The organism is Paenibacillus sp. JSM ZJ436 (genome assembly GCF_044383795.1).
GTDB classification, from domain to species: Bacteria; Bacillota; Bacilli; order Paenibacillales; family Paenibacillaceae; genus Paenibacillus_AQ; species Paenibacillus_AQ algicola.
This window is the reverse complement of sequence record NZ_JBISEO010000003.1, coordinates 271,191-295,570: the sequence shown is the minus strand read 5'-3', so window position 1 is coordinate 295,570 and position 24,380 is coordinate 271,191. Positions and strand designations below refer to the sequence as shown.

Below are 24,380 nucleotides of genomic sequence, written 5' to 3'. Positions count from 1 at the left end.
TCCTTACCATAACGACGTGTTCGATGTTTTCTTGGCGATTTGATTGACACTGAGCAGAATTACGAAATTGATGATGGAGTTGAACAGCCCTACTGCTGTTGAGAAGCTATATTGCGCTCCAACCAGGCCGGTTTTGTACACGTATGTAGAAATGATCTCTGAGGTGGGCAGGTTGAGCGGTGTTTGCATCAGGTACACCTTTTCAAAGCCGAGGCTCATGATGTTCCCGGTGCTCAGGATAAGCAGAATCACTGCGGTAGGCATAATGCCCGGAATGTCGATATGCACAATACGCTGAAATTTATTCGCTCCGTCCACCACGGCCGATTCATGAAGCTCGGGACTGATGGACGTCAGTGCAGCAAGATAGATAATGGTGCCCCATCCGGTGTTCTGCCAGATCTCGGACAAGACATAGACACTTCGGAACCAGCCCGGATCGCCCATGAAGAATACCGCTTCTCCGCCGAGCCCTTCAATCAGCTTGTTAATGAAGCCGGTTTGGGGGGACAAGAACAGGAAGAGCATGCCCGCAATAACGACCGTGGAAATAAAATGAGGCGCATAGATGATCGTCTGAACGAATTTTTTGAATCGCTTGTGCATCAGCTGGTTCAGCATCAGTGCCAGTATGATCGGTGCCGGGAAGCCGAGGATCAGCTGCATTAGACTGAGCTGAATCGTATTCAGGATGATCTTGGTAAACTCAAAGGAATTAAAAAAGCGCTCAAAATGCTCAAAACCGACCCAGGGACTTTCCGAAATGCCCTTAAAGGCCATGAAATTCTTGAACGCAATCTGAACACCGTACATCGGGACATAATGAAAAACGACGTAGTACAGCAAAGCCGGAAGTACGAACAGGTACAGCTGATAGCTTTTTAGCAGGCGTCCGGCTTTCTGCTTTAGCGGGGTTTTCTGCCTGTGCAGCGGAGCAGGAAGCTTCTGGACTTCATTCACTTTTTGCATCTCTAGCACTCCTTCTGAAATAATCTGGATCCGAAAGCTCACCTCTTTCTTATTGAAAGCGATTTCAACAATGTGATAATTTTCGAAACAAATAACCATAATTACATATATTATTTAATTAATCGAAACTTGTTTCGTTTTTATTATAAAACCGCTATCATTTTACGTCAATACCCAATTAAAAGGAATATAAGAAAAGCTGTTAATAACAGTCAGCGAAGTGCTAACTGCTCTTAACAGCTTTTTAGACACATGGGTATCAAGCAGCTAAACGCCAAATTCCACCTTTTCTCCGTTCAGCGTCTCCTTGCCTACGCTCCCGTCATGCGATAGGTATCTAGGCGATCGGTGCGGATCAGCTCTCGCAATAGCCGCTCGGTCATCTCGAAGCGCAGCTGCTGATACTGCGGCTCCGACCATACATTCCGCTGCTCATAAGGATCTGCGGCCAGATCAAACAGCAGCCCCTCCTCTGTATTTGTAAACAGGGTCAGCTTATACTGCTCCATCACGAGGGAACGCAGACGGGTCGTCTCCGGGGCATACCAATCCTCATCATATTCAATCAGCGCCGGCCGAGGCTCCAGTGCTGCGCCGGATTCCACGGCAGCACGCAGGCTTCGCCCGGGAAGTCCCCAAGGCTTGGCACTATATACCCCGCGAGTATCGAGACAAGAGGGAGCTATTCCCGCAAAATCCAGAACGGTCGGCACAAAGTCAAGCAGGCTGACGACTGCTTCTGGCTGCACGCCCTGGCCGGTGCTCCCCGGAGATTTCCACAGGAAAGGAACATTGAACAGCTCCTCCCACGGCCATTCTGCTTTCGTCAGCAATCGGTGCGACCCCAAATACTCTCCATGATCTGCCATGAAGGTAATTACCGTATTCTCATACAGCCCAAGCTGCTTCAGCTTCTCCAGCACCTCCCCAATGCAGCTGTCCACATGCGAAATCATGCCATAGGTTTGAGACAAAATCTCCCTCAGCACCGGCTCATCAAAATCAGAGTGACCGGGATGCACGTCTCTAAGCCCTTGCAGAAATTCGATCGAGTCAGCCTCTGTGCTCCAATACTCCGGCAGCGTCAACTCTTCCGGAGGGTACATTTCACTATATGGACGGCAGGCTGCGAACGGATGATGCGGGTCTGGGAAGGAGCACCAAAGGTAGAATGGCTGATCGGAGCGAAGGCTCTCCAGGAATGCCGAGGAGCGGCGTGCGATCCACCGGTTGTAGTGAAGCCGCTCCGGCAGGTCTATTTTCCAATTCTGGTCATACTGTTCATTCTTGGCGTACGATCCCTCTCTCAGCAGCGCCCGACCGCCTCCCGGCAGCTCCTGCTCCAGCCAACTTAAATAATCGCCATAGCAGTCCACATGGCCGCCGACGAGCTCAGTTGCTTCATAGCCATAATATCCCTGAGGGAGAGACGTAATCTCTCCACGTTCCCACCGTTCCCGGCTCTCCCAGGAGAATTCCATCTCTTCGCCCTTACTTACCGAGCCGATCGGCTGATGATGCAGCTTACCGACCGCATGGGTCACATACCCGTGCTGGCTGAGTATGGCAGGCAGGGTAGGAAGCCATTCCGGCACTTTATTTCCATTGGTGAGGCACCCGTGCTGCCGAGGAGTGAGTCCTGTCAGCAGCGTCGCCCGCGATGGCATGCATACCGGATTGTTGCAGTAGGCTCTGGCAAATGAAATCCCTTCCCGGCCCAATTGATCCAGATTCGGCGTCTTTACATCGGGATGGCCATGCAGAGACAGGCTGCGGGCTTGCATCTGATCTACGACAAATACGACAAAATTCGGTCTCATTCGGATTCCCCCATCCTGTTAGGCGTTGACTTTCACGATGCAGGTATTAGAAACCAGGTGATGATCGGCGCAGCTTGCGCGGACCATCAGCGTGCCCGGCCTCAAGCCCTGAACAATCATCAGCCCCCGCCCCTGGTCGGTTACCAGGCGTGTGCTCTGGAAAGGCTGGACATTGTCTGCACTGCCGTTATCCACACCCAGAATCCGGGCCTCTCCCTCCACCTGAAAGTGAAGACAGAGATTTTGATTCCGGATGATTGTTCCGTTCGCATCCAGCAGGTTCGCCGTCACATGAACGACTGAATCAGCGTCCACCTTCACCTGCTCCTGATCCACTTCAATTTGAATCCGGTGTACCGGGCCGACCGTGCGAAGCCTTTCAACAATTTCCTGGTCTCCGCACCGGCCGACCGCCTTCAGTTCTCCGGCAGCAAACGGCAGTACCCACTTGTAAATATGGTCCTCAAAGTCTCTAAGACGCTGTACGGAAACAAGCCTGTCATTGTGATACAGAGATATTTCTTCACAGTTGGAGTACATTTCGACGACAACCTGTTCCTCATCACAGTAATTCCAATGGGCAAACACATCATGCCAGAACCATACGCGCTCCTGCCACCCGCCTTCAATGCGCTCTACCAGCTCTCCGGATGCGCTCATTTGATATAATGATTTTTCCAGTGTTTGGGTAGCAATGTACAGATGAGGCTCCTCATTCCACAGACTTTTGAACATGTGATAAGAGGGCTTGTCGAACCCGGCCAAGTCCAGCAGCCCTGCCTCAGAGCCCTTAAGTGGAAACGGCTTTCGTCTCGCTTCCCCCATATGATCAATCCCCGTCCACAAAAAGATTCCGGCAACATGCTCCCGCTCCAAAACCGCCTTCCATTCATGCCACTGGGCTACATTCTCCGTGCCCATAATCGGCTTGTCCGGGTAATGCCGCTTCCCGTAGTCATAGATCACCCTTCTGTAGCTGTAGCCAGCCAGATCAAGCTGATCAATATAGCCGGATTCATAGCTGGCGCTGGGCAGAATACAATTGGCGGTGACGGGCCTTGTGGCATCAAGCTCCTTCGTCCAGCGCACTAGCATGCCTGCTGTGGTATCAATGTCATACCGATCACGGGGCATACGAGAGATTAGCTCGGATATCGTCTCCTTGCTGTTCGGCGGCAATGTCCAGAAATAATTGCCCGAGGCATTCATGCCGAAATATCCGGTCGCCGCGTTATATTTCGGATAGGTCCATTCAATTTCATTGCCGATGCTCCATTGAAAAATACACGGGTGATTGCGATCTCTTCGCATCGTATCCTGCAAATCAGCTTGTGCATACTCTCGGAAAAACTCTGCATGACCCTGCGTGATGTCATCCACGCTCTGCTCATTTCCGTTATAGCGTTTATCCTTCGGATAATCCCACTCGTCAAAAAACTCTTCCTGCACGAGAAATCCCATCTCATCGCACAGATCCAAAAAATCTTCGGAGGCCGGATTGTGTGCAGTCCGGATGGCGTTGCAGCCGCACGCCTTCAGCTTCTGAAGTCTCCGCCGCCAAACATCCAGAGGTACCGCAGCGCCGACCAGCCCTCCATCATGATGAAGATTGACCCCCTTGATCTTCATGCTTCTTCCATTAAAGAAGAAGCCCTTGTCCGCATCAAAACGAAAATCTCTGAAGCCGAAAGGTTCTTCTACCTCTTGAAGAACCTTCCCGTCATCTATGATTACGGTTACAACCTTGTACAGTCTGGCTTCATGAATTTCCCATCGCTGCGGCTGGAAAATTTCCAGTTCAAATTTAAGCTCCAACCGTTCCCCTGAAGGGATCGCTGTCACTCTGCTTTGAGTGGCTGCCAGCTGTCCATCAGGACGGTATACAGTTACGCTCATTTCCGGCATCTTCAGCTCGCCGGAATCATTGTTTAGCTGAATCCGGCTTAGCAGCGTGCCTTTTTCGTCATCCAGCCGGGGCGTCGTATGATAGGTGCCCCATACCGGAATATGAAGCTTTGGCAGAAGGTGGAGCGCCACTTTCCGGTAAATGCCGGAGCCTGTGTACCAGCGGCTGTCGGCATACCGGGTCCGGTCTACCTTGACGGCAATAACATTCTCCTCATCCACTCCATGCAGCTGATCGGTAATTTCAATCAGGCACGGGGAGTAGCCGGAGGGATGAAAGCGAACAAGGCTGCCATTGCAATAGATGCTTGCCCGGTTATAGATGCCATCAAAGTTAAGAAACACCTTCTGTTCCGTCATCTCCGGCGAAGTTATAAAGCGCTTTCTATACCAGCCGGTACCGCCCGGAAGGTAACCTGTGCACGCCTCCAGTTCCGGATCAAACGGGAATTTCACACTCCAGTCATGCGGCAGCCGCACCGTACGCCAGGTAGAATCATCAGTATGTAAAAGATGCGGAGCCTCGGGCTCCTCCAGTGTAAAACGCCAATCCTCATTCCAAGGTATGCCTCTCATTCATTGATCTCCTTTCTTTGATTGCAGCCTGAATGCTCACTGTTTAGACCCTACTTCAGGTAAATCATCGGCCTGTGATGAAATAATCACAGGCCGATGAAGGTGTACTATAAATAATTCATATAGATGGTCCGCTTCTGCAGGTATCCTTCTAGGCCATACTCGCCATCTTCTCCACCGAGCCCGCTCAGCTTGTGACCGCTATGGTAGCCCTGCATGCAGCCGGACATGCCCTGATTCAGGAATACGGTTCCGACTTGAAGCACATCCGTACCGTGCATCATTTTCTTCATATCATTCGTGAACAGGTAAGCCGACAAGCCCAGCTCGCTGGCATTGACGATGTCAATTGCCTCTTCGAAGCTGGAGATCCGAACGATCGGAAGCACCGGTCCAAAGATTTCTTTTTGCGCTGCAGCCATATCCGGCTTCACATCCACCAGAATGGTCGGCTCATACCAGTAACCTTTGTCAAAAATACCGCCGCTCGGGCGTTTGCCGCCCCACGCGATGGAAGCGCCCTGGGCTACCGTTTGCTGCACAATGTCGTCAATCTTGATCAGGTCATTGCCGTTCGCTTTCGGTCCCATCGTGACCGACGGATCAAACGGATCCCCGACCTTGATGGATTTCATATGCTCCAGCAGCTTCGCGGTAAATTCATCGGCCACCTTCTCATGGACCAGCACCATCTCACTGCACACGCAAACCTGACCGCAGTTCGCGAATCGTGCAGACACCGCCGCTTCCGCTGCTTTATCAATATCTGCATCCTCCAGCACGATGAACGGAGCCTTGCCGCCCAGCTCCAGTGACAATGCGGTAATATTGTCGGAAGCGGCCTTATAAATCTGCTGCCCTGCACGGACACTGCCGGTAACCGTAACCAGCTTGGTGATCGGGCTGCTGACTAGCAGCTGTCCCACCTCAGCGCCAGTGCCGGTCACGAAATTGGCAACGCCGGGCGGAAACCCTACTTCGTGGATTAAATTGAAAAATTCAGCTGAGGCAATCGGCGTCAGTTCGTGCGGCTTAATGATCATCGTATTGCCAGTGACGAGCGCTGGTCCAAGCTTTCTGCCAAGCAAGGCAAGTGGATAGTTCCAGGCACACAAGCCAATCGTCACGCCGTAAGGAACCTTGCGGATTTGGAGGATCTCTCCTTCCCGGTTCGAAGGCAGAATGTCGCCTTTAATCTTGTTCGCAGACTCGGCAGCATACATCATGTAGGCCATGGTGTCGTCCACCTCGCCCAGCGCCTCGCCATAGGTCTTGCCCTGCTCCAGCACCAGCAGCCTGGCAAGAAAATCTCGCTTCTCCTTCACCTTCTCTACCAGCTTGACGAGGTAGGCAGCACGTTTGACAGCTGGAAGCCGCTGCCACTGCAGCTGTGCTTTCTCCGAGGATTCCAGTGCCTTCTGTACATCTGATGCCGCAGCGTCGCTGACCCGCCCGATAACTTCCTCATTGGCGGGATTCTGCACCTCGATCAGCTTGGCGGATGAGGAGTCTACCCACTGACCGTCAATGTACAAGCGGTAGTATTCTTGACCATTATGTTCTGCTTTCATCATTTCCTACACATCTCCTTTGGCGTTCAATATGCGTCAATCAGTAAGTTTAAAATAACAGAACCCATACTATTAATTAAAAAATAACTTAAATATTCGATACACTGTTCCAATTTTATAAATGATTATACAGTTGATGAATGTGTGTGGCAACCCTATTTTCACAAAGAACTATAAATGAAGTACAGTCAGTTATTCATCCTCCGCGAAAACCGGGAGCAGATGAAACTCAAACGTAAACTGCTTCTCATTCATTTGATACTCTTCCGCCAGCATCGGTCCGCACGCATGAGAGCCTACACCACTCATCTTGTAATCCAGCTGAAGAATGGTTTCCTTTCGTTTCTGCAGCTCATGCGTGTGATTGGCTCTTGTCAGGTCTGACGGCAGGAAATGCGAGACGTTAAACGAAAAAGGCTGACCGGCTTCACAGCGAAGACCCATCCCCAGCTCATTAGTGATCCTGGCCCATTCCGTACCCCACCGGGAGCCTGTCTCCTGCGGCATAATGTATGTCTCGGCCATTTCGTCTGCCGTATGCCTGTATTTGCCCTTGCGGACACTATAGCGTTTATCAATGTAGCTTTCATGCGGACCGTACCCATAGTACTCCACCTGATCCAGGCTTTCCGGCAGCACAAGCTGCAGTCCGAAACGGGGCAGGAAATCAATCTCTTCCTTCACCTGTGCCGTGACCTTAACCAAGACGCCCCCGTCAGGCGTGAAGCGCCACTCGGCTTCACCTCGTACAATCGGCTTTCTGGTATATACGCCGAGCGAGAATTTCACCTGCACCCGAACCTCCTGCTCCGGAGATTGACTCCATCCACAGGCGTACACCTTCATGCCGGCATGCTCCAGCCCTTCGTAAGCCCAGCGCCGGGTCAAATTCATATCATTATCAATCGGTGCGCGCCACATATTAAATGAAGGCGGCTCTTGAATCAGCTTCACACCATGCTTGGATAATTCCGCGGGCATGCCTTTCTTCAGGTCAAACACATGCCGGAAATCCAAGCCCTCAAGGCTCAGCATGCCCCGCTGCTCTGTCGCCGTCAGCATCCTCCAAGGGCTGTCCCCTGCAGGCTGAAGACTTCTTGTACCTTCCGGTTTCACGATGAACTGGCTAAACATGATTTCATGTCCGCGTTCAGCCCAGCCGCTTTGTTCCTTCAGGCAGCAGGAAATCGTTAGCACCAGCTCCCCCGGGATCGCAGCATTAAAATCCACTTCAAGCTTCACCTCTGCATGAGCATGAGGGGGTGCAGGCACATGCTGGAATTGACCCTGCTGAATGACCTCTCCTTCGCACTCCAGCTTCCAATAGAAGATCAGGTGAGACAAGTCATTGAAATCATACAGATTATGAATTCTCAGCCGGCCCTCTTGCAGCTTTACCGCCTCGATCCGTACCGGCGCAATGATCTGCTTCAGCTCTAGCAATCCCTTGTGCGGCTTCCGATCCGGGGAAACCAGACCGTCAATGCAGAAGTTTCCATCATTCGGCTTGTCGCCAAAATCGCCGCCATAGGCATAGTAGCGCTCGCCCTGCTCTGTTCTCCTCTCGATCCCGTGATCGCACCACTCCCATACACAGCCGCCCATCAGCTCCTTATAAGCATAAATGACGTTCCAGTAGTCCATCAGGTCACCCGGCCCGTTGCCCATGGCATGGCTGTATTCGCACAGAAACAGCGGCTTCTTGCTGCCTGCATCCTTGGCATAGGCTTCAATCTGAGATACGGATGCGTACATCCGGCTTTCCATATCCAGCGCTTCGGTGTCGGGATTCCCCCTGTACTGCGGGGCAGCGCCTTCATAATGCACGGGACGGGAAGGATCGCGCTGACGGGTCCACTGCGCCATGGCGATATGATTCACCCCATAGCCGGACTCATTCCCCATCGACCAAATGACGACGCAAGGCTGATTCTTGTCACGTTCCACCATCCGCTTCGCCCGGTCCACGAAAGCATGCTCCCAAGCGGTATCATTGGACAGCTGGTGGAAATCGTCATAGGACTGCATTCCTTCGCCCTTCTCCATGTTTCTCCAGTTATCTGCAATCGCCAGGCCATGGCACTCCAGATCTGCTTCGTCAATCACATAGAAGCCATATTGGCTGCACAGCTCCAGAAACCGGGGATCATTCGGGTAGTGAGAGGCACGAATCGTATTCACATTATGTTGTTTCATCAGCTTCAAGTCTTCAATCATATGCTGCAGCGGAATGGTCTGCCCGAGCTTGGGATGAGAATCATGGCGGTTCACACCCTTCAGCTTTACCGGCACGCCGTTAATCTGGAAGACGCCCTCAGAGATTTCCACCCGCCGGAAGCCGACTGTAAACCGGAGAACCTCATCCCCGCAATAGAGCAGCAGTTCATACAGCACCGGTGACTCCGCACTCCACAGCATGGGATTCTCTACCTTCATGGCGAGAGCACCGCTAGAGTCTATGAAGTCTTGCACCACAGCAAGCTCCAGTCCATCAGAGGATGACAGCACCGCTGAAACCTCTGCGGCACCCGTGGTTTCCAGCCTGATGTCAAGCAGCGCTTCTTGATCATCTGCCTGTAGGGTAGTCTGCACAAACACATCCCTCACATGATTGCGGTCTCGAGCAAGCAAATAGACATCCCGAAAAATGCCGGAATATCTCCACAAATCCTGATCCTCTAAATAGGTACCATCGCAATATTTCAGCACCATCACAGCCATCCGATTTCTACCCGGAACCAGATATGGCGTCAGGCAGAATTCAGCCGGTACCCGGCTGCCCTGACTGTAGCCGACCAGCTGGCCATTCACCCATACGTAGAAGCAGGCGTTCACGCCTTCAAAAACAACATAGCCTTCCTTATCCTGCCACGCCTTCGAAACCTGAAAATCCCGGATATACAAGCCTGCCGGATTGTCATCCGGAACAAAAGGCGGGTCACAGGGAATCGTGTAATTGACGTTAGAGTAATGCATCTGGTCGTAGCCATGGGTTTGCCAGCAGGAAGGCACCAGCAGCGAATCCCAGCCCTCTGCCGGATACTCTGCTTCATAGAATCGCTCTTCAACCTGCTCTACGCTGTGATGATATTGAAATTTCCATTCCCCGTTCAGGGTCTGATAGTACGGAGAACGGCCTCTTTTTAACGAAGCGGCCTCTTCCCTGCTTGAGTAGGGGATGTAATAGGCCCTCGGTAACTCCCGGTTCACTTCAACGACCTCAGGATTTTCCCAATACTTTTCCAGATTCAACATTCACCTTCACTCCTTATTCTTTGACAAGAAGAGCACTCGTTCCCTGTGGAATTCGAGTGCTCTCCTCGGCACATCTTCAGCTGCTATTATCGACCCATCCAGCCGCCGTCTACCGTTACAATGGTGCCGGTTACATAATTGGAGGCTGGCGAGGCCAGATAGATCACCGCTCCGTTGAGGTCCTCCGGTCTGCCCCAGCGGCCGGCAGGTATACGGCCGAGAATTCCTTCATACCGTTCCGGGTCATTACGAAGCTGCTCGGTATTGTCTGTTTCGATATACCCCGGTGCAATCGCATTGACCTGAACTCCCCGGGAAGACCATTCATTCGCCAATGCCTTCGTCAGCTGCCCGATTCCGCCTTTACTGGCGGCATAGCCCGGAACGTTAATGCCCCCCTGGAATGTGAGCAATGAGGCCGTAAAGATAATTTTGCCGCTGCCTTGCTCCAGCATGCCCTGCCCGATTTCTCTGGCCAGTATAAACTGTGAGTTCAAATTGACCTCGATCACATGATCCCAATAATCATCCGGATGCTCTGCAGCGGGCTTGCGCATGATGGTTCCGGCATTGTTTACCAGAATGTCCACTGGCCCATGCTCCTCCTTCACCCTGGCAGCAAATGCTGCCAAGGCTGCACGGTCACTGAAATCACAGGCATAGCCGGAAAAAGAACGACCGGTTTGAAGAACCTCCTGCTCAATCTCGCTTCCCGATTCCTCCAATGTCGCACTGACTCCGATAATATCAGCCCCGGCTTGTGCCAGCGCGAGCGCCATAGATTTGCCAATGCCGCGCTTGCATCCGGTCACGAGCGCCTTCTTCCCTTCCAGTCCAAACCATTGCTGAATACTCATATTACTGCATCCCTTCATTGCAGCGGATCAGCACCTTCATCGCTCCACTGCCGGATTCCATCTGTTGAAAGCCCGCTTGAATTTCGTTCAACGGATAGACCTCACTGATAATCTGATCCAGAGCCAGCTCTCCGCCCGCCGCCAGTGCGATAGCTTTCTCAAAATCCTCATGCTCGTACACCCGCGCACCAATCAGCTTCAGCTCTCTCCAGAAGAAGCGGTGCAGATCTACCGGTACCGGTTTGCTGAATATGCCAACGATCACAATCGTCCCCCGAACCTTGGGCAGCTTTGTCATTACCTCTGCTCCTGCAAGAGAGGAGGTCACTTCAAACACCACATCGGCGCCACGACCGCCTGTCACTTTCTGAACGTACTCGGCCAGATCCTGCTCCTTGGAGTTACAGGTCTCAAGGCCGAGCTGCTGCAGCAGCTTCAGGCGGTAAGGATTGATTTCAGCGACGGTGACGATGGCACCAGCGGCTTTGGCTACCATGGCGATCAAGGTCCCGATCGGTCCCCCGCCGATTACGACAACCTGATCACCCGTGGTCACCTTACCCAGTCTGACATCGTGACACGCTACCGCCAGCGGCTCAATTAGTGCGCCGTACTTCAGGCTCAGCTCCTCCGGCAAGCGGTGCAGCGTTTTGGCCGGAACGGTCCAGAACGACTGAAAAGCGCCATCCGTCTCAATACCCATAAACTTCAGATTGTGACATATATGGCTGCAGCCATCCTTGCATGCCGGGCATTCTCCACAAGAATCCAACGGCATCACGGTGACCTTGTCACCGGGCTTGAACGCCGTAACCTGAGCGCCGGTCCGCTCGACGACGCCCGACATTTCGTGTCCAATCACCTGCGGCATGTTGACGCGATGGTCCATGTTTCCATGGTAAATATGAAGATCCGTTCCACAAATCCCCGCGAAACCAACCTTGATTTCGACTTCCTCCGGTCCAGGTTCCCGGCGGGAACCCGTGCCTACGGTGATGCGTTTATTCCCTTCATAAAAAGCCGCTTGAATACTCATCATCATTTGCTCCTCTCGTGAAAAGAAATTAAAATCCCTTCTGATAAGGCTTTAGCAATTCCCAGTCAAATTCGACGCCCGTACCAGGCTTATCCGGCGCGATCGCCCGCCCGTCACGAATGACCAGCGGCCGCTTCGTATATTGATCAATCGGAAAGCTGTGAACCTCCAGATACGAGGCATTTGGCATCGCAGCCATCAGACTGACATGAAGCTCCTGCATGCCATGGGTACACACTGGCAGGTTATAGGCATAGGCAAGGTTAGCCACCTTCAGCCACCCGGTAATTCCGCCGATATTGGAGGCGTCCGGCTGCGGGAAATCAATCTGTCCGCGGGTAATCATATTGACGAATTCATAGACCGTGTGAAAATTCTCCCCCGCCGCAAGCGGGAGCCCGCCTTCGCTGCCGATTCGGCGGAAGCCGTCATAGTCATCCGGAATGGTCGGCTCCTCCAGCCAATAGATGTTAAAGGGCTGCATTAATCTTGCAGCCTTGACGGCCGTCTCAACGGTCCATTTCATGTTCGCGTCCACCATGAATACGCACTCAGGTCCGATCAGCTCTCGGACTGCCGCTACGCGTTCAATGTCCTCGGCAAGCCGCTCCTGGCCAAGCTTGATCTTGACGGCATGAAACCCTTTGTCCAAATAGCCCTGTACATTAGTAAGCAGCTTCTCTTGGGAGAAGTTCAAATCAATCCCCCCGGCATAGGCCTTCGTTGAGGAGGCATTTCCGCCGAGCAGCTTCCACAGCGGTTCATCAAAGCTCCGCCCCCGCAGATCCCAAAGGGCAATGTCAATCGCCGAAATTGCAAAGGAAGCGATTCCACCCCGGCCCACATAATGAATCTTCCAGACCATATCCTCCCACAGCTTCTCGATACAGCTGGCTTCCTTTCCCAGCAGACAAGGCTTCAGATCATGCTCAATCATATGACAGATTGCCCGGCCGCCAATCCCGCCCGTGTACGTGTAGCCAACCCCCTGCTGACCGTTCTGCTGAACAATCGTGACGGTTACCAGTTCAAAATGTGAATGAATGCCGTGTCTGGCATCGCCGAGCTGTTCCGATAAGGGAACATGAAAATATTGTGTTTGAATATCGGTAATCTGTTTTCCATTAGCCATATCTTCACCCTCTATGATCATTCATCGAAACGCTCATATTCCAAATCACTCGTTCCAATTAATCAAATACTATTACAAATATTTGAGATGGTCAATACTAAAACGGAACACTATATCATTTTAATTATGAGATTGACTACTTTCGAAACGTTATTTAAAATAATGGAATAAGAGAACTTCGAAAGCAGGTGCACTATTGATGATGGACGGGAATAAAACGAACTCCACATTAGAACGCGCATTATTTCTTCTGGAGCAGCTTGCCCTGAACAAGGGCGGCGCTGGAATTGGTGAGCTGGCCGAGGCGACACAGCTTCCTAAGAGCACCACCCATCGTATATTGGAGACGTTAATGAAAGCAGGCTTCGTTATGCAGGAGCCGTCCACGGAGAAATATTTTGTCGGGTTGAAGTCCATTGAAATCGGAATGGCTGGACTGCATAATATTGACCTGGTGGAGGCCGCAATTCCCCATTTGCAGGATCTTGCAGCCCAGACCGGCCAAACCGCCTTCCTGGCTGTATATAACGAGGGTGAAGTCATCTACATTTATAAGGTGGATGGCAGCGCATCCGTCATTATGAATGCGATTCTCGGCTCCAGAAATCCGGTGCACTGCACGGGTCTGGGGAAAGCCATCATGGCTTACTTCTCGCTGGAAACGGTCGATAACATCGTCAGTGACAAAGGACTGCGTCAATACACACCAACGACGATTACCGATCGGCAGCAATTCCTGGAGGAGCTCAGCCGAATTCGTCAGAGCGGCATCTCGGTGAACCGGGAGGAATATGATGATGGCCTTAGCTCCATTGCTGGCCCAGTGTTCAACTATACCGGCAAGGTCATCGCGGCAATCAGCGTTGCAGGCCCAACGGCTAGAATTTTTGACAAGCAGGAGCAGCTCGAGGCGCTCGTCAAGGAGAAGTCCTCGCTCATTTCCAAACGGCTCGGCTTCGTCCCGGCTATGCGCTCCGTATATCTCTCTTAATGCATACCGGCGCCTTCAGGGCGCCGGTTTTTTCAATGCTAAGAGCCTTCGACCTCAAGTCAAAAGCAAAGGCCGAGCTTGCGTGAGCGCCCGGCCTTACTTGTTTTAGTCCTGATGCTTTGCTTTTTTGCCTAACCACAGCACTTCTGGATTTACCTTGTTTCCATAGTGATGCTTGTAATCCTCAACCGTACGGAATTTCAAAATATAATTCCACTTGGAATGCACGTTATGACACAAGCCCCAACGGATTCCCTCCAGCGGTCCCCGATCCGTTTCGTCTGTGCGGTAAGGTCCTGCTGCTTCCGGCGGATTCTTGATTACGGCCTCAATCTCGAAGTTGATGCCGTCATGCGCATATTGAATCGTGTTCTTCTCCGGTCCGTCTGTAGAGAGCAGGCCAGCCATACCTCCCCGGTAATGCCATAGCAGGGTTTCATGGCCGCTGTTCGTTACCGGGTTGTACTCTGATTTCACATAAGGACCCTCCGGATGGTCAGCAATCGCGACTCCCCACTTGGTCGTGCGTCCGCCGAAGGTCATTTCCTCTCCCTTCTGCTCCCCCTTGTAATACAGCCAGAACTGATTGTTGTAATGGAACAGCACCGGGTCATGCACCTTCAGACTGTCAAAGTCGCCTTTATGCTTAACCGTCAGACGATTGTCATCGTCTCCGAACCATTCACCGTTCATGGCCGGGCGCAGAATCGGCGCATCCAGCTTCCGCCATGGTCCTTCCGGCGACTCTGCCACCGCCATTGCGATATTCTCGTATTTGCGGAGCAAATACTGACCCTCGATCACTTGATACACGAGATAGAACTTGTCCCCGTGATGCAAAATTTCTGGTGTGAATACACTCCGGTCATCAAAGGAGCCCTTCGGTCCGCGTCCAACGGCCAGTCCCTGCTCTTTCCAATGGGTCCCGTCCGGGGAGACAGCATACCAGACCTCAGACTGATCCCATGGAAACACCTTCGCCTCCGGATCTCCGGTCCCGAAGCCAACCGCTTCGCCTACGGATCTGGTATACCAGACATAGTACTGATCCTGAACCTTGATTACACTGCTGGGGTCTCTCCGGTGAACTCCTTCCTCGTATTCTAGGCCGGTGATAGGCTCATACGCAAAATCACAAAACCAGTCGGCGTTTTTGGTATATTGCCGAGCTCTAATCGTTGCAGCGCTTTCTTTTTTCATGATCCCTTACTCCTCTACTTATTAATGAAACGATTTACCAATAAAATTAATTAAAATAAATTTAATTGGAACTAGTTTCGTTTTTATAGTTAAGTAAATTATACTCTGCGAGCCCTTAGCCGTCAATCCCGATCTGTTCTTTTTCCAAGAAACAGGTCACATAAAAAAACCGCTCTTCCTTAGAACGGAAGTCACTAAACCACCATCTAATCAAGAGCAGTTTCATTTATTTCATTACATGCCTTTCTTATATACAACCGGGTTCAGCTTGCTTGCCGCCAGATCCCCTGGCGACAGCTCTGGCAGCCAGCGCTTCAGATCAGACTTGCGGGCATTGGAATCCGGCTCCAGCACCTTGGCATCATCGGCATAGTAAATGATCGTCATCACTTCTCTCATCGTGCTCGTCGGATTACCCGGTGCGCTATGCAGTGTCCAGCCATAATGCCAGGTTGCATCTCCTGCTTCCAGTGCGCCGTAGTTCTCGACCTCCAGCCCTTTTGCCTCAATGTACTGACCCAGTGTCTTCTGGGACTCATCAGAAATAGCAAGCTTGCTAATATATCCATACTTATGAGAGCCGCTGGCAAAATTCATGGAGCCTACATCTTGAGATACCGGTACAAGCGGCATCCACATGGTCACAAAATTATCTGTATCCACCGGCCAGTATATTTGATCCTGATGCCAAGGTGTAATGCCCCCACCCGGCTCCTTGAACAGGGCCTGGTCATGATAAACCCGTACGCCATCGACACCGAGCAGGTCGGCTGCGATCTTCGCAAACCGGCGGGCAAACACAAAGCGCTGAATCTCCGCTGATTTCTCCCAAATATTCGAAATCTGAATGAAGGCTTTGCCATACGTATCCCGCTCTTCCACGGGCTTGTCGTGGTAGTTCAGCTCCTTCACTTTCTCACCAATCAACTCTCTATATACAGCGACTTCCTCTTGGCTTGCCACACCCGCCAGCTTCAGATGTCCCTTCTCTTGAAATTGCTTGATTTGTTCTTGACTCAGGGAATATTCGCTGGACAGCTCTGGAAGATTACTCAAATCCGACATGCTTCTTCACTCCTTCATAAATGATTTAACTCTTGATAATCCTTATGTTATCATGGTTTCAAACCACTGTATTTGAACAATCGAGGCTAGATATTGGACATTACCGACTTATACATCTTAGGAGGCGATCTCATTTGCAAGCGGCCATTCAACCCCCGTTAAATCCTGTTGTGCACTGGGCACAGCAGCATCGTCAAGCCAAGGAACGAGTCATACAGAGGCGGATCCGCGATTTTGAAATATTGCTGCTGGAGCACGGAGAGGTGTTGGTTGAAATACAAGGAAGAGAGCCCTTTCTCGTTCAATCCGGTCAATTCTTCCTGCTGCCCGCAGAGCTCAAGCACCGGGTACAGGTTCTCTCCCAGCCTGACGCCCTGTTTATTGGAGTCCACTTTGATTTCTACAATGAGCTGCTGATCGCCAAGGATGAAGACATTATCGTGTACGGAGATCCCGATGAACCGGTTCACTACTGCAGCATGCCGCAGAGCCCTGAGTTTCAGGAGTGGCTCTCCCCCGGCAGCCTGCATGCGACTCCCGAGATGTATAGCCTGCTGAGCACGATTATCCATGAATTCACCCAGCGTCCAGCCGGCTATATGATGTGCTGCCAGGGCCTGCTGCTGCAGCTGTTCGCTCAGATGTCGAGAGCTATTCACCAGCATCATCGGGCAGGAGCCAGCGCCGGCATGCAGCTGGCGATCACACGTCTGGCCACAGCCATCGAACAGGATGTCGCCGAACACTGGTGTAACGAGAAAATGGCCGACCTGCTGAATATTAATGTGGATTATATGGGACGGTTATTTAAGAAGTGCACGGGACGGAGCCCCAATAAATTCGTCCAGCAAATCCGCCACGCTGAAGCCAAGCGCCTGCTGCGGGAAACCAGCGACACGATTGAAGCCATCGGCTATGCCGTGGGCTATAAGGATGTTCATTATTTCGTACGTATTTTTCATAAATGGGAGGGTATGCCTCCTGGAGAGTATCGTAAATTCTGCCGCCTGCTATAGCCATGCCTACAGCGGAGGAGGAGTTCTTTCATTCCCCGCTTTCGTACAGCGCCTGGCTCCGTGACATGTGATGCATGCCGGTTCACCGGATGCTCCTATTCAACCAACAAGAGGACGTTCCCCATAAGATCCTTCGACCTTGAGAAACGTCCTTTATGCTTAGGCAATCAGCCTTTCACTCCGGAGAAGGAAACTCCCTTCTCGATGTATTTCTGCGCGAACAGAAAGATCAGCAGCAGCGGAATCATGGACACCAGAGCGCTCGCCATCAGCATGTTCTGCAGCACGCTAGGCTGGTTCTGAAGATCGTTCAGCGCAACGGTAAACGTCCAGTATTTCGGAGAGCTATTCACGACGAGCGGCCACAGAAATTCGTTCCACACTGGAATAAAGGTCATAACTGCCACCGTTGTAAAGATGGGAATCGAGAGTGGCGTTACAATTTGAATGAAGGTTCTCCATTCTGTGGCTCCATCGACTCTGGCAGCCTGCAGCAGCTCTTTCGAGATCTGCTCGAAAAATCCTTTAAAAAGGAAGATGACAATCCCCCAGGCTGTATGCGGCAAGATGACGGCAAGCAGAGAATTGACGAGGCCTAAATCCTTCATCAGCAGATACAGTGGCAGCAGCAACGAGATATCCGGGATCATGATCGTCGCCAGAAAGAACATCACCCAGATAAACTTCCACTTCTTGCTTTCGATCAAGTGGGCCAGAGCATATCCGGCCAATCCACCGAGCACAAGCTGGACAAGCACGCTGGACACCGTAATAATCGTGCTGTTCAGGAAATACTGTGCAAATCCGAGAGGCCCTGCTGTATCCTGTGCGACTTTGTTCAAGGCCAGATAGCTGCTGAATACACGAATCCAGCTGTCGTCCTCTTGAATCGACACCACTTGTCCCTTCACCAGCTCATTGGACTGATAAAAGGCCGAGAATCGATTCGCCAGATCAGTTCCAGCAATGGCCGCCGTAGCTTCGGCCGCTCCCCCGTCCTCCCCCTTCCATTGAAATTCTGACAGCTTCTGCTCCCGAATCACAGGCAGCTTCCGGTCCATCATCGTCTCATTGAAAATCGTGGTCGGCACAACCTTGGGCTGACCGACAAGAAACATGGAGGATACCGTCTCAGCAGTATAGATAACCTTGCCGTCCTTAATGCCCGTTACCTGAACATCCCCGATGCTCTCGCGAATGTTCTTCATCCACGGATACCACATGGCCCGCATGGCATCCTTCTCATAGAATTCCGGATCATTTTCGCTAGTGCCTGTATAATCAATGGTGACGTCGATCGACTGAGGAATACTCGGCAGCCATTTGGGTGGATAGGAGTTAATATCCTTCTCCGTTTTCAGAGAGGAGGCAAACATCCACAGCGTCGGAATCAGTGCAAAGATGACGAAGGTGATCGTGACGACATACGCCGTAATTCTCAGCGACCGCCCTCCTTTTTCCTTGATTGTGGTCGGTTCCATAAGATCAATCCTTTTCTGCGGAAATTTTATTCTGTACAATGGTCAGCAGTGCAATCACGAAGAACATAAATACGGAAATGGCACCGGAGATGCCAAACCGGGACTGCTGAAAGGCGGAATTGACGACGAGCATGGATACGACCGTTGTGCTTCCGGCCGGCCCGCCCTGTGTCATAATATAAATATTATCGTAAGCAAGCAGTACACTGGACATGAACGCAATGAACTGGATAATAATAATGAACCGGATGCTTGGCAGCAGCATCGTCCACATTCTTCTCCAGGGCCCGGCGCCGTCCATTTTGGCCGCTTCCAGAATTTCCGTAGGAACCGATTTCAAGGCCGAGTAATACAGCAGCAGTGAAATCCCGTTGCCCGCAAACACCGCAGGCAATACAATAGCAAGCTTGGTCATGCTGGCATCATTCAGCCATAGATAAGGACCCAGTCCGAAGAATTCAAGCCAGTAATTCAGCAATCCGAAATCCGGATTGTACATCCATTTCCAGACCAGCACTCCGCCGACAAGCGGCATAATAACCGGCAGCTGATACATAAACCGGAAGAACGCATTCCCCTTGCGAATATCCATCAGAAACAAAGCCTGAACAATCGGAATCCAGAACGTAAGCCCCAGGTACAGCACGAAGAACACGAAGGTGTTCGACATCGCCTGCCAGAAGGTCGTGGATTTCAAGAACTCGGCATAGTTAGCGAGCCCCACAAATTTGCCCGGCGGGTTTACAATGTTATAGTCAAACAAGCTCAAGTACGCCATGTTTACCAGCGGATAATATTTAAACAGCACATAGCATATGATGGAAGGCAGCAAGAACAGCACAGGCACCCAGCGAATGTTTAATTTACGCAGCATAAGTCTCCCTCATCCCCAAAACGGCGTTCAGGATTCCCCCGAAAGGGGGAATCCCTGGCGCTATTATTTTTTGATTTCTTTGTTGTACTTGTCGACGACTTCGCGTTGAGCCAAATCCTGAGCCTCCTGCATAACCTTCATTGGGTCAGCACTCTCATCCATCAGCACCTGCTGTACAGCCTTGACCACATAAGGGCTCAAGCGAGCCTTCAGGAAGTACTCCAGACGCCCTTCCTGAGCAGCATTCTGGACATTCTGGATCAGCTCTTCCGGCATCCCTTCAACGAACTGGGAAGCATCTACATCACTCCGTACATTCAGCAGGTTCGGGAAAATACCGTTATCCATCTGATACTGCAGCAAACCGTCCTGAACTTCCTTCGATACGATGTAAGTCGCGTACGTGAACGCCGCTTGCTGCTTCTCCGGAGTCGCTTTCGGGTTAAAGATCATGACCGCACCGCCTACCTGTGCAGGAGAGGACCCTCCAGGTCCCGGTGGAAGCGCAGAGAATCCAATGTTCTCAATATCCATACCGGCAGATACCATACCGCCAAACCAGTTGGACGCCGCAATCATGGAAGCCGCACGATTCTGATAGAAATCATCGGAGTTTTCGTCCAGGCTTTGCACGACATTTTTCTGAGTTGCATTATATTTGAATTTCAGATCCTGATAATACTGCAGTGCCTGCACCGCCGGCTCGGAGGTAAAGGTCAGCTTGACACTTCCATCCTCCTGCCGCTCTGTCAAATCACCGCCCGCCTGCCAGACGTAATATTCAAAGAACCAGTCTGCCCAGTCCATTCCAAGCAGTGCATATCCATATTGATTCTTGGAAGGATCAGACAGCTTCTGAGCCGCTTCACCGAACGATTCCCAATCCTTTAATGCTTCGGCCGGATCCAGGCCTGCATCAGCAAACATCTGCTTGTTGTAAGCCAGGCCCGTGACGTACATCAGATTCGGAATCCCGTAAATTTTGCCATCGCGGGTTGCGGCCTGCATAGCTGAAGGCAAAATTTGGTCCTTCTCTGCGTAGTTATTCCACAGTTCTGTAATATCGGCAGCAATGCCTTGATCAATATAGGACTCCATATCCGGGAACGCGTTCGCGTACAAATCCGGCTGCTTCCCGCCAACCACGGCTGTCATGAACTGCTCTCTTTCCTTAGTCAGTGTTTGCATTACATGCTCGACCTTAATGTTGGGATTCTTCTCGGCAAAATCCTTGAAAACCTGCTCCCAGTATGGCTTGGCAGGATCACCGTCCTGCGGCATATCCCATGCTACAATCTCGACAACCTCGCCCGATGCCTGCGGCGTTGCCTCTTGACCAGCCTCCCCGCTGCTGGAATCGCTTCCAGTAGTGCCCGTGCCATTGCCGGAGCATGCCGATACGAACATGGATGTCAGCAGCGTCAGGGTAAGAAGCGCTTTAGATCTGATCTTTCTCTTCATCGTTGAATCCCCCATTCATGAGATGTCTTTACTCTTTCAATTGTAAAGAACACCGGAAGGAGGCACGTACGAATATATTAAGCAGCGGCTACGAAAATCTTAATCATTCTCGCAAAATACCGCGAAATAAGAAAGCGCCGCCCGTCCAGGAATCATCTCCTGTTCGGGCGGCGCTCACGCTCACCGGATGTCTTCATTATACTGCTGAACCACTTCCTTCTCCGCCTTCTCCTGCGCTCTTGTCAGCAGCTCGTAAGGATCTGCCTCCTCGTGCAGCAATGCTTCCTGCACGGCCTTTGAGACATACGGGCTCAATCTTGATTTCAAAAAATACTCCAGCCGGCTCTGCTCAGCCGCCTGCTGAATGTTGCGGACCAGCTCCCCCGGCATACCCTCAGCATAGATTGCCGGGTTCACATCATCCCGGTAGGACAGCAGATTAGGCAGCTTCCCCTGCTCCTGCTGAAAGCGCAGCATTTCCTCGTGGGCATACTTGGAGGTCATGAAGGTCGCATACGTGAAGGCGGCCTGCTGCTTCTCCTTGGAAGCCTTCGGATTGAAGATCCAGATGCCCCCGCCAACCTGGGACAGCGATACGCCGGCAGGCCCCGCAGGAAACATAGCAATTCCGATATCCTCCAGATGTACCCCCGACTCCCGCATCTCTCCAAACCAGTTCGAGGCCACAATCATTGTCGCGGCACGACCGAAGTAAAAATCCTTTTTGCTGTCATCCAGGCTCTGAAGCACGTCGGGCTGTGTCACTTCATATTGAAATCTCAGATCCTGGTAGTATTCCAGTGCTCTGACCGCCGCCTCGGAATTAAACGTTAGCTCCACACTTCCGTCCGCATGCCGCCGGGTCAGATCGCCTCCGGCCTGCCACACATAATACTCATAGAACCAGTCGGCCCACTCTGTGCCCAGAATGGCATAGCCGTAACGATCCTTTGAAGCATCCTTCAGGTCCCGGGCCGCCTTGGCGAAGGTATCCCAGTCCTGCAGCACCTCCTCCGGCTGAAGCTGCTGCTCCTGAAAGATCCGCTTATTATAGGCAAGAGCAGTCACATACATCAGGTTCGGAATGCCGTACACCCTGCCCTGCTGGGAGGCCGTATCCATAGCAATCGGCGAGTAATGAACACGGTCCGGATACGCCTCCCACAGCTCTGTGATATCTGCTGGAATGCCCTGGTCGATATACGTTTCCATATCCGGAAAGGCAGCATTATACAAATCCGGCTGCTCACCGCCGGCCACTGCCGTCATAAACTGCTCACGTTCCTTCTGGTAGGCGGCTTCCATGTGAATGACCCGAATATGGGGATACAGCCTCTCGAACTCTTGAAACATCAAGTCATAGTACGGCTTGTCCGCCGAGCCTGCAAATGGCTTATCCCAGACGACAATCTCGACCACCTGCTCTGTCACGCCGCCCTCCAGCTTCAAGGGCTTGCTGCCTGTACAGGAGGCAAGCAGAGGAAGAGCGAGCGCCAGGAGCAGCATTTTTTTCAAAACGGAGCCCTTCTTCATGCCGTTTCCCCCTTAGGTCTGATCGGAGCTCTGCTCCCGGTATTGTCCCGGTGTCATCTTGAACCGCTTGCGGAACACACTGCCGAAGTAGGCAGCATCCTCAAATCCCACCCGCTCGCTGATTTCCCGGATTTTGAGGTCTGTTTCCACCAGCAGCCGGGCGGCCTCCTTCATCCGCAATCCATTCAAGTAATCGACAAAGGATTCACCGTACTTCTCCTTAAACCGCTTGGAGAAATAATTCGGATGGATGAAAAAACGCTCTGCAATGACCGAAAGCTGAATCGGCTCGGCATAATGCTGCTCCAAATACACACGCACCGCCTCCATAATCTCCTTGCCATCCAGATTGCTGGTGTGGGAGAGCAGCCCGATCATATTCGTAACGAGCTTGTTCATCATATCTACAATGTCCTGCCACGCCGTCGTCTGCTCCAGCTCGCGCTGCAGATCCGTCAGCTCCCCGATCGCCCACTTAGAGTTTTCCGTATGGACCAGCCAGTATTTGTTCAGGAACAGGTACAGATCCACACAGAACCACTCGACCATCACATAGCTGGAGGACGGCTCCTGCACAATGGCGCCCAGGCGGCGTTCAATCCATTTATGGATTTTGTCTCTTTCCCATTTGCCCAGCCAGTCCTCCAGCAGCCTGATATCCTCATGACTGATAAAGGATTTGCGCTGAGCCTCCTTCCCGGTAGAGGTGATCGTCGGGGTCTGATAGATTCGGCTGCTTCCGTGCAAAATCGAATTACGAGCGATCTGCTTCGCCTCCCGGTAGCTTTCCTGCACGCGCGTAATCTGCTCCTGATAAGGCCCTACACCAATGGTCGCTTCAAGGCGCAAATACTTGCGAATACCGAAAGAGATGGATTCCAGCGCAGAGGTTACGCCCGCTTTATCCTGTCCTTTTCGCAGACCCAGAACGTAAACCAGCTCAAAGCGCCGCAGCGAGTGATGCACCAGAATGCCCTGGATGCTGTTGGAAAGAAACCGCTCTGTGACAATATTCTTGATTGCAAACCAGAGCAGACTCTCCTCCTGGGACCCGAAGGACTGATGCGGCACCTTGAACGACTCCAGCTGAATGACAACGGCTGTAAAATAGGCTCCATGCCTCGCAAGCTCCTCCAGCTCCGCGGTGGCTGCCACGAAATCCTCCTCCTGCAGAAACTGCGTCAGCGCCTGTTGTCGGAACGCCTCCTGGCTGGTCTCCGCTACGTTTCGAAGCTCCTGGATCATCTGCACCGTCTGGTGTTCCGCTTCCTTGCGCTCCAGCAGACTCGACAGCGTGGCGTACAGCTCCTCTTCCTCCAGCGGCTTCACCATGTAATTGGCTACCCCGTACTTGATCGCCTGCTTCGCATAGTCAAAGTTATCGAAGCCCGTAATAATGACGACCTGGACCTCGCTGTCGAGCAGCCGGGCCTGCCGAATAAATTCCAGTCCGTCGATGCCCGGCATGTGAATATCTGTCAGGATCAGGTCCGGCTTGACACTTTTCATCAGCTGAAGCCCCTGTACACCGTCTCCCGCTTCCGCAATCACCGTGACCGGCAGACCGGTCTGGGCAATCTTGTGAATAATGCCCTGGCGTATGATCGGCTCGTCATCCAATACCATGATGTTCATACT

At 51.9% G+C, this 24,380-nt stretch carries 17 protein-coding genes; 2 read left to right on the top strand and 15 right to left on the bottom strand.

Annotated features, from left to right (window positions below):
• Nucleotides 1–3: 3 nt before the first annotated feature.
• The 8 genes from ACH6EH_RS05530 to ACH6EH_RS05495 form a co-directional block, all read right to left on the bottom strand.
• Nucleotides 4–969: an ABC transporter permease gene (locus ACH6EH_RS05530; RefSeq protein WP_397331463.1), complete on the bottom strand. Its 966-nt coding sequence runs from the start codon at nt 967–969 to the stop codon at nt 4–6.
• Between the two features lie 311 nt (nt 970–1,280).
• Nucleotides 1,281–2,789, bottom strand: coding sequence for a sulfatase family protein (locus ACH6EH_RS05525; protein ID WP_397331462.1), 1,509 nt, complete (start codon nt 2,787–2,789; stop codon nt 1,281–1,283).
• 18 nt (nt 2,790–2,807) lie between these two features.
• Complete coding sequence (locus ACH6EH_RS05520; RefSeq protein WP_397331461.1) at nt 2,808–5,270, bottom strand: glycoside hydrolase family 2 TIM barrel-domain containing protein; 2,463 nt, start codon at nt 5,268–5,270, stop codon at nt 2,808–2,810.
• 107 nt (nt 5,271–5,377) lie between these two features.
• Nucleotides 5,378–6,844 (bottom strand): aldehyde dehydrogenase, encoded by a 1,467-nt coding sequence (aldA, locus tag ACH6EH_RS05515; protein ID WP_397331460.1) that lies wholly within the window; start codon nt 6,842–6,844, stop codon nt 5,378–5,380.
• A gap of 189 nt (nt 6,845–7,033) precedes the next feature.
• Entirely contained in the window at nt 7,034–10,096 is a 3,063-nt protein-coding gene (locus tag ACH6EH_RS05510; protein WP_397331459.1) for a glycoside hydrolase family 2 TIM barrel-domain containing protein, read from the bottom strand.
• Between the two features lie 86 nt (nt 10,097–10,182).
• Nucleotides 10,183–10,953: an SDR family oxidoreductase gene (locus ACH6EH_RS05505; RefSeq protein WP_397331458.1), complete on the bottom strand. Its 771-nt coding sequence runs from the start codon at nt 10,951–10,953 to the stop codon at nt 10,183–10,185.
• Between the two features lies 1 nt (nt 10,954).
• Entirely contained in the window at nt 10,955–11,995 is a 1,041-nt protein-coding gene (locus ACH6EH_RS05500) for a zinc-dependent alcohol dehydrogenase (protein ID WP_397331457.1), read from the bottom strand.
• Nucleotides 11,996–12,017: 22 nt separating this feature from the next.
• A complete protein-coding gene (locus tag ACH6EH_RS05495) occupies nt 12,018–13,121 on the bottom strand; it encodes a mandelate racemase/muconate lactonizing enzyme family protein (RefSeq protein ID WP_397331456.1) in 1,104 nt (367 codons plus the stop codon).
• A gap of 199 nt (nt 13,122–13,320) precedes the next feature.
• Between ACH6EH_RS05495 and ACH6EH_RS05490 the strand changes: the two genes are divergently transcribed.
• On the top strand, nt 13,321–14,112 hold the full coding sequence (locus ACH6EH_RS05490) for an IclR family transcriptional regulator (RefSeq protein ID WP_243895771.1): 792 nt from the start codon (nt 13,321–13,323) through the stop codon (nt 14,110–14,112).
• Nucleotides 14,113–14,217: 105 nt separating this feature from the next.
• On the opposite strand, the gene ACH6EH_RS05485 is transcribed toward ACH6EH_RS05490, so the two are convergent.
• Nucleotides 14,218–15,312 (bottom strand): glycoside hydrolase family 117 protein, encoded by a 1,095-nt coding sequence (locus ACH6EH_RS05485; protein ID WP_397331455.1) that lies wholly within the window; start codon nt 15,310–15,312, stop codon nt 14,218–14,220.
• Nucleotides 15,313–15,546: 234 nt separating this feature from the next.
• A complete protein-coding gene (locus tag ACH6EH_RS05480) occupies nt 15,547–16,377 on the bottom strand; it encodes a phytanoyl-CoA dioxygenase family protein (RefSeq protein ID WP_397331454.1) in 831 nt (276 codons plus the stop codon).
• 134 nt (nt 16,378–16,511) lie between these two features.
• Here ACH6EH_RS05480 and ACH6EH_RS05475 point away from each other — a divergent pair, with 134 nt between their 5' ends.
• A complete protein-coding gene (locus ACH6EH_RS05475; RefSeq protein WP_397331453.1) occupies nt 16,512–17,393 on the top strand; it encodes a helix-turn-helix transcriptional regulator in 882 nt (293 codons plus the stop codon).
• A 167-nt stretch (nt 17,394–17,560) separates the two neighbouring features.
• Here the strand turns inward: ACH6EH_RS05475 and ACH6EH_RS05470 are convergent, their stop codons facing one another.
• The 5 genes from ACH6EH_RS05470 to ACH6EH_RS05450 all read right to left on the bottom strand — a co-directional run bounded on the left by ACH6EH_RS05470 (nt 17,561) and on the right by ACH6EH_RS05450 (nt 24,377).
• Entirely contained in the window at nt 17,561–18,874 is a 1,314-nt protein-coding gene (locus tag ACH6EH_RS05470) for a carbohydrate ABC transporter permease (RefSeq protein ID WP_397331451.1), read from the bottom strand.
• Nucleotides 18,875–18,878: 4 nt separating this feature from the next.
• The gene (locus ACH6EH_RS05465) at nt 18,879–19,748 is read right to left on the bottom strand and encodes a carbohydrate ABC transporter permease (protein ID WP_138226506.1); all 870 of its coding nucleotides are present in this window, start codon (nt 19,746–19,748) and stop codon (nt 18,879–18,881) included.
• Between the two features lie 63 nt (nt 19,749–19,811).
• Nucleotides 19,812–21,209 carry an extracellular solute-binding protein gene (locus ACH6EH_RS05460; RefSeq protein ID WP_397331450.1) on the bottom strand — a complete coding sequence of 466 codons (1,398 nt, stop codon included), beginning with the start codon at nt 21,207–21,209 and terminating at the stop codon, nt 19,812–19,814.
• 180 nt (nt 21,210–21,389) lie between these two features.
• Nucleotides 21,390–22,742, bottom strand: a complete 1,353-nt coding sequence (locus ACH6EH_RS05455; protein ID WP_397331449.1) for an extracellular solute-binding protein — start codon at nt 22,740–22,742, stop codon at nt 21,390–21,392.
• 12 nt (nt 22,743–22,754) lie between these two features.
• On the bottom strand, nt 22,755–24,377 hold the full coding sequence (locus ACH6EH_RS05450) for a response regulator (protein WP_397331448.1): 1,623 nt from the start codon (nt 24,375–24,377) through the stop codon (nt 22,755–22,757).
• Nucleotides 24,378–24,380: the final 3 nt, after the last annotated feature.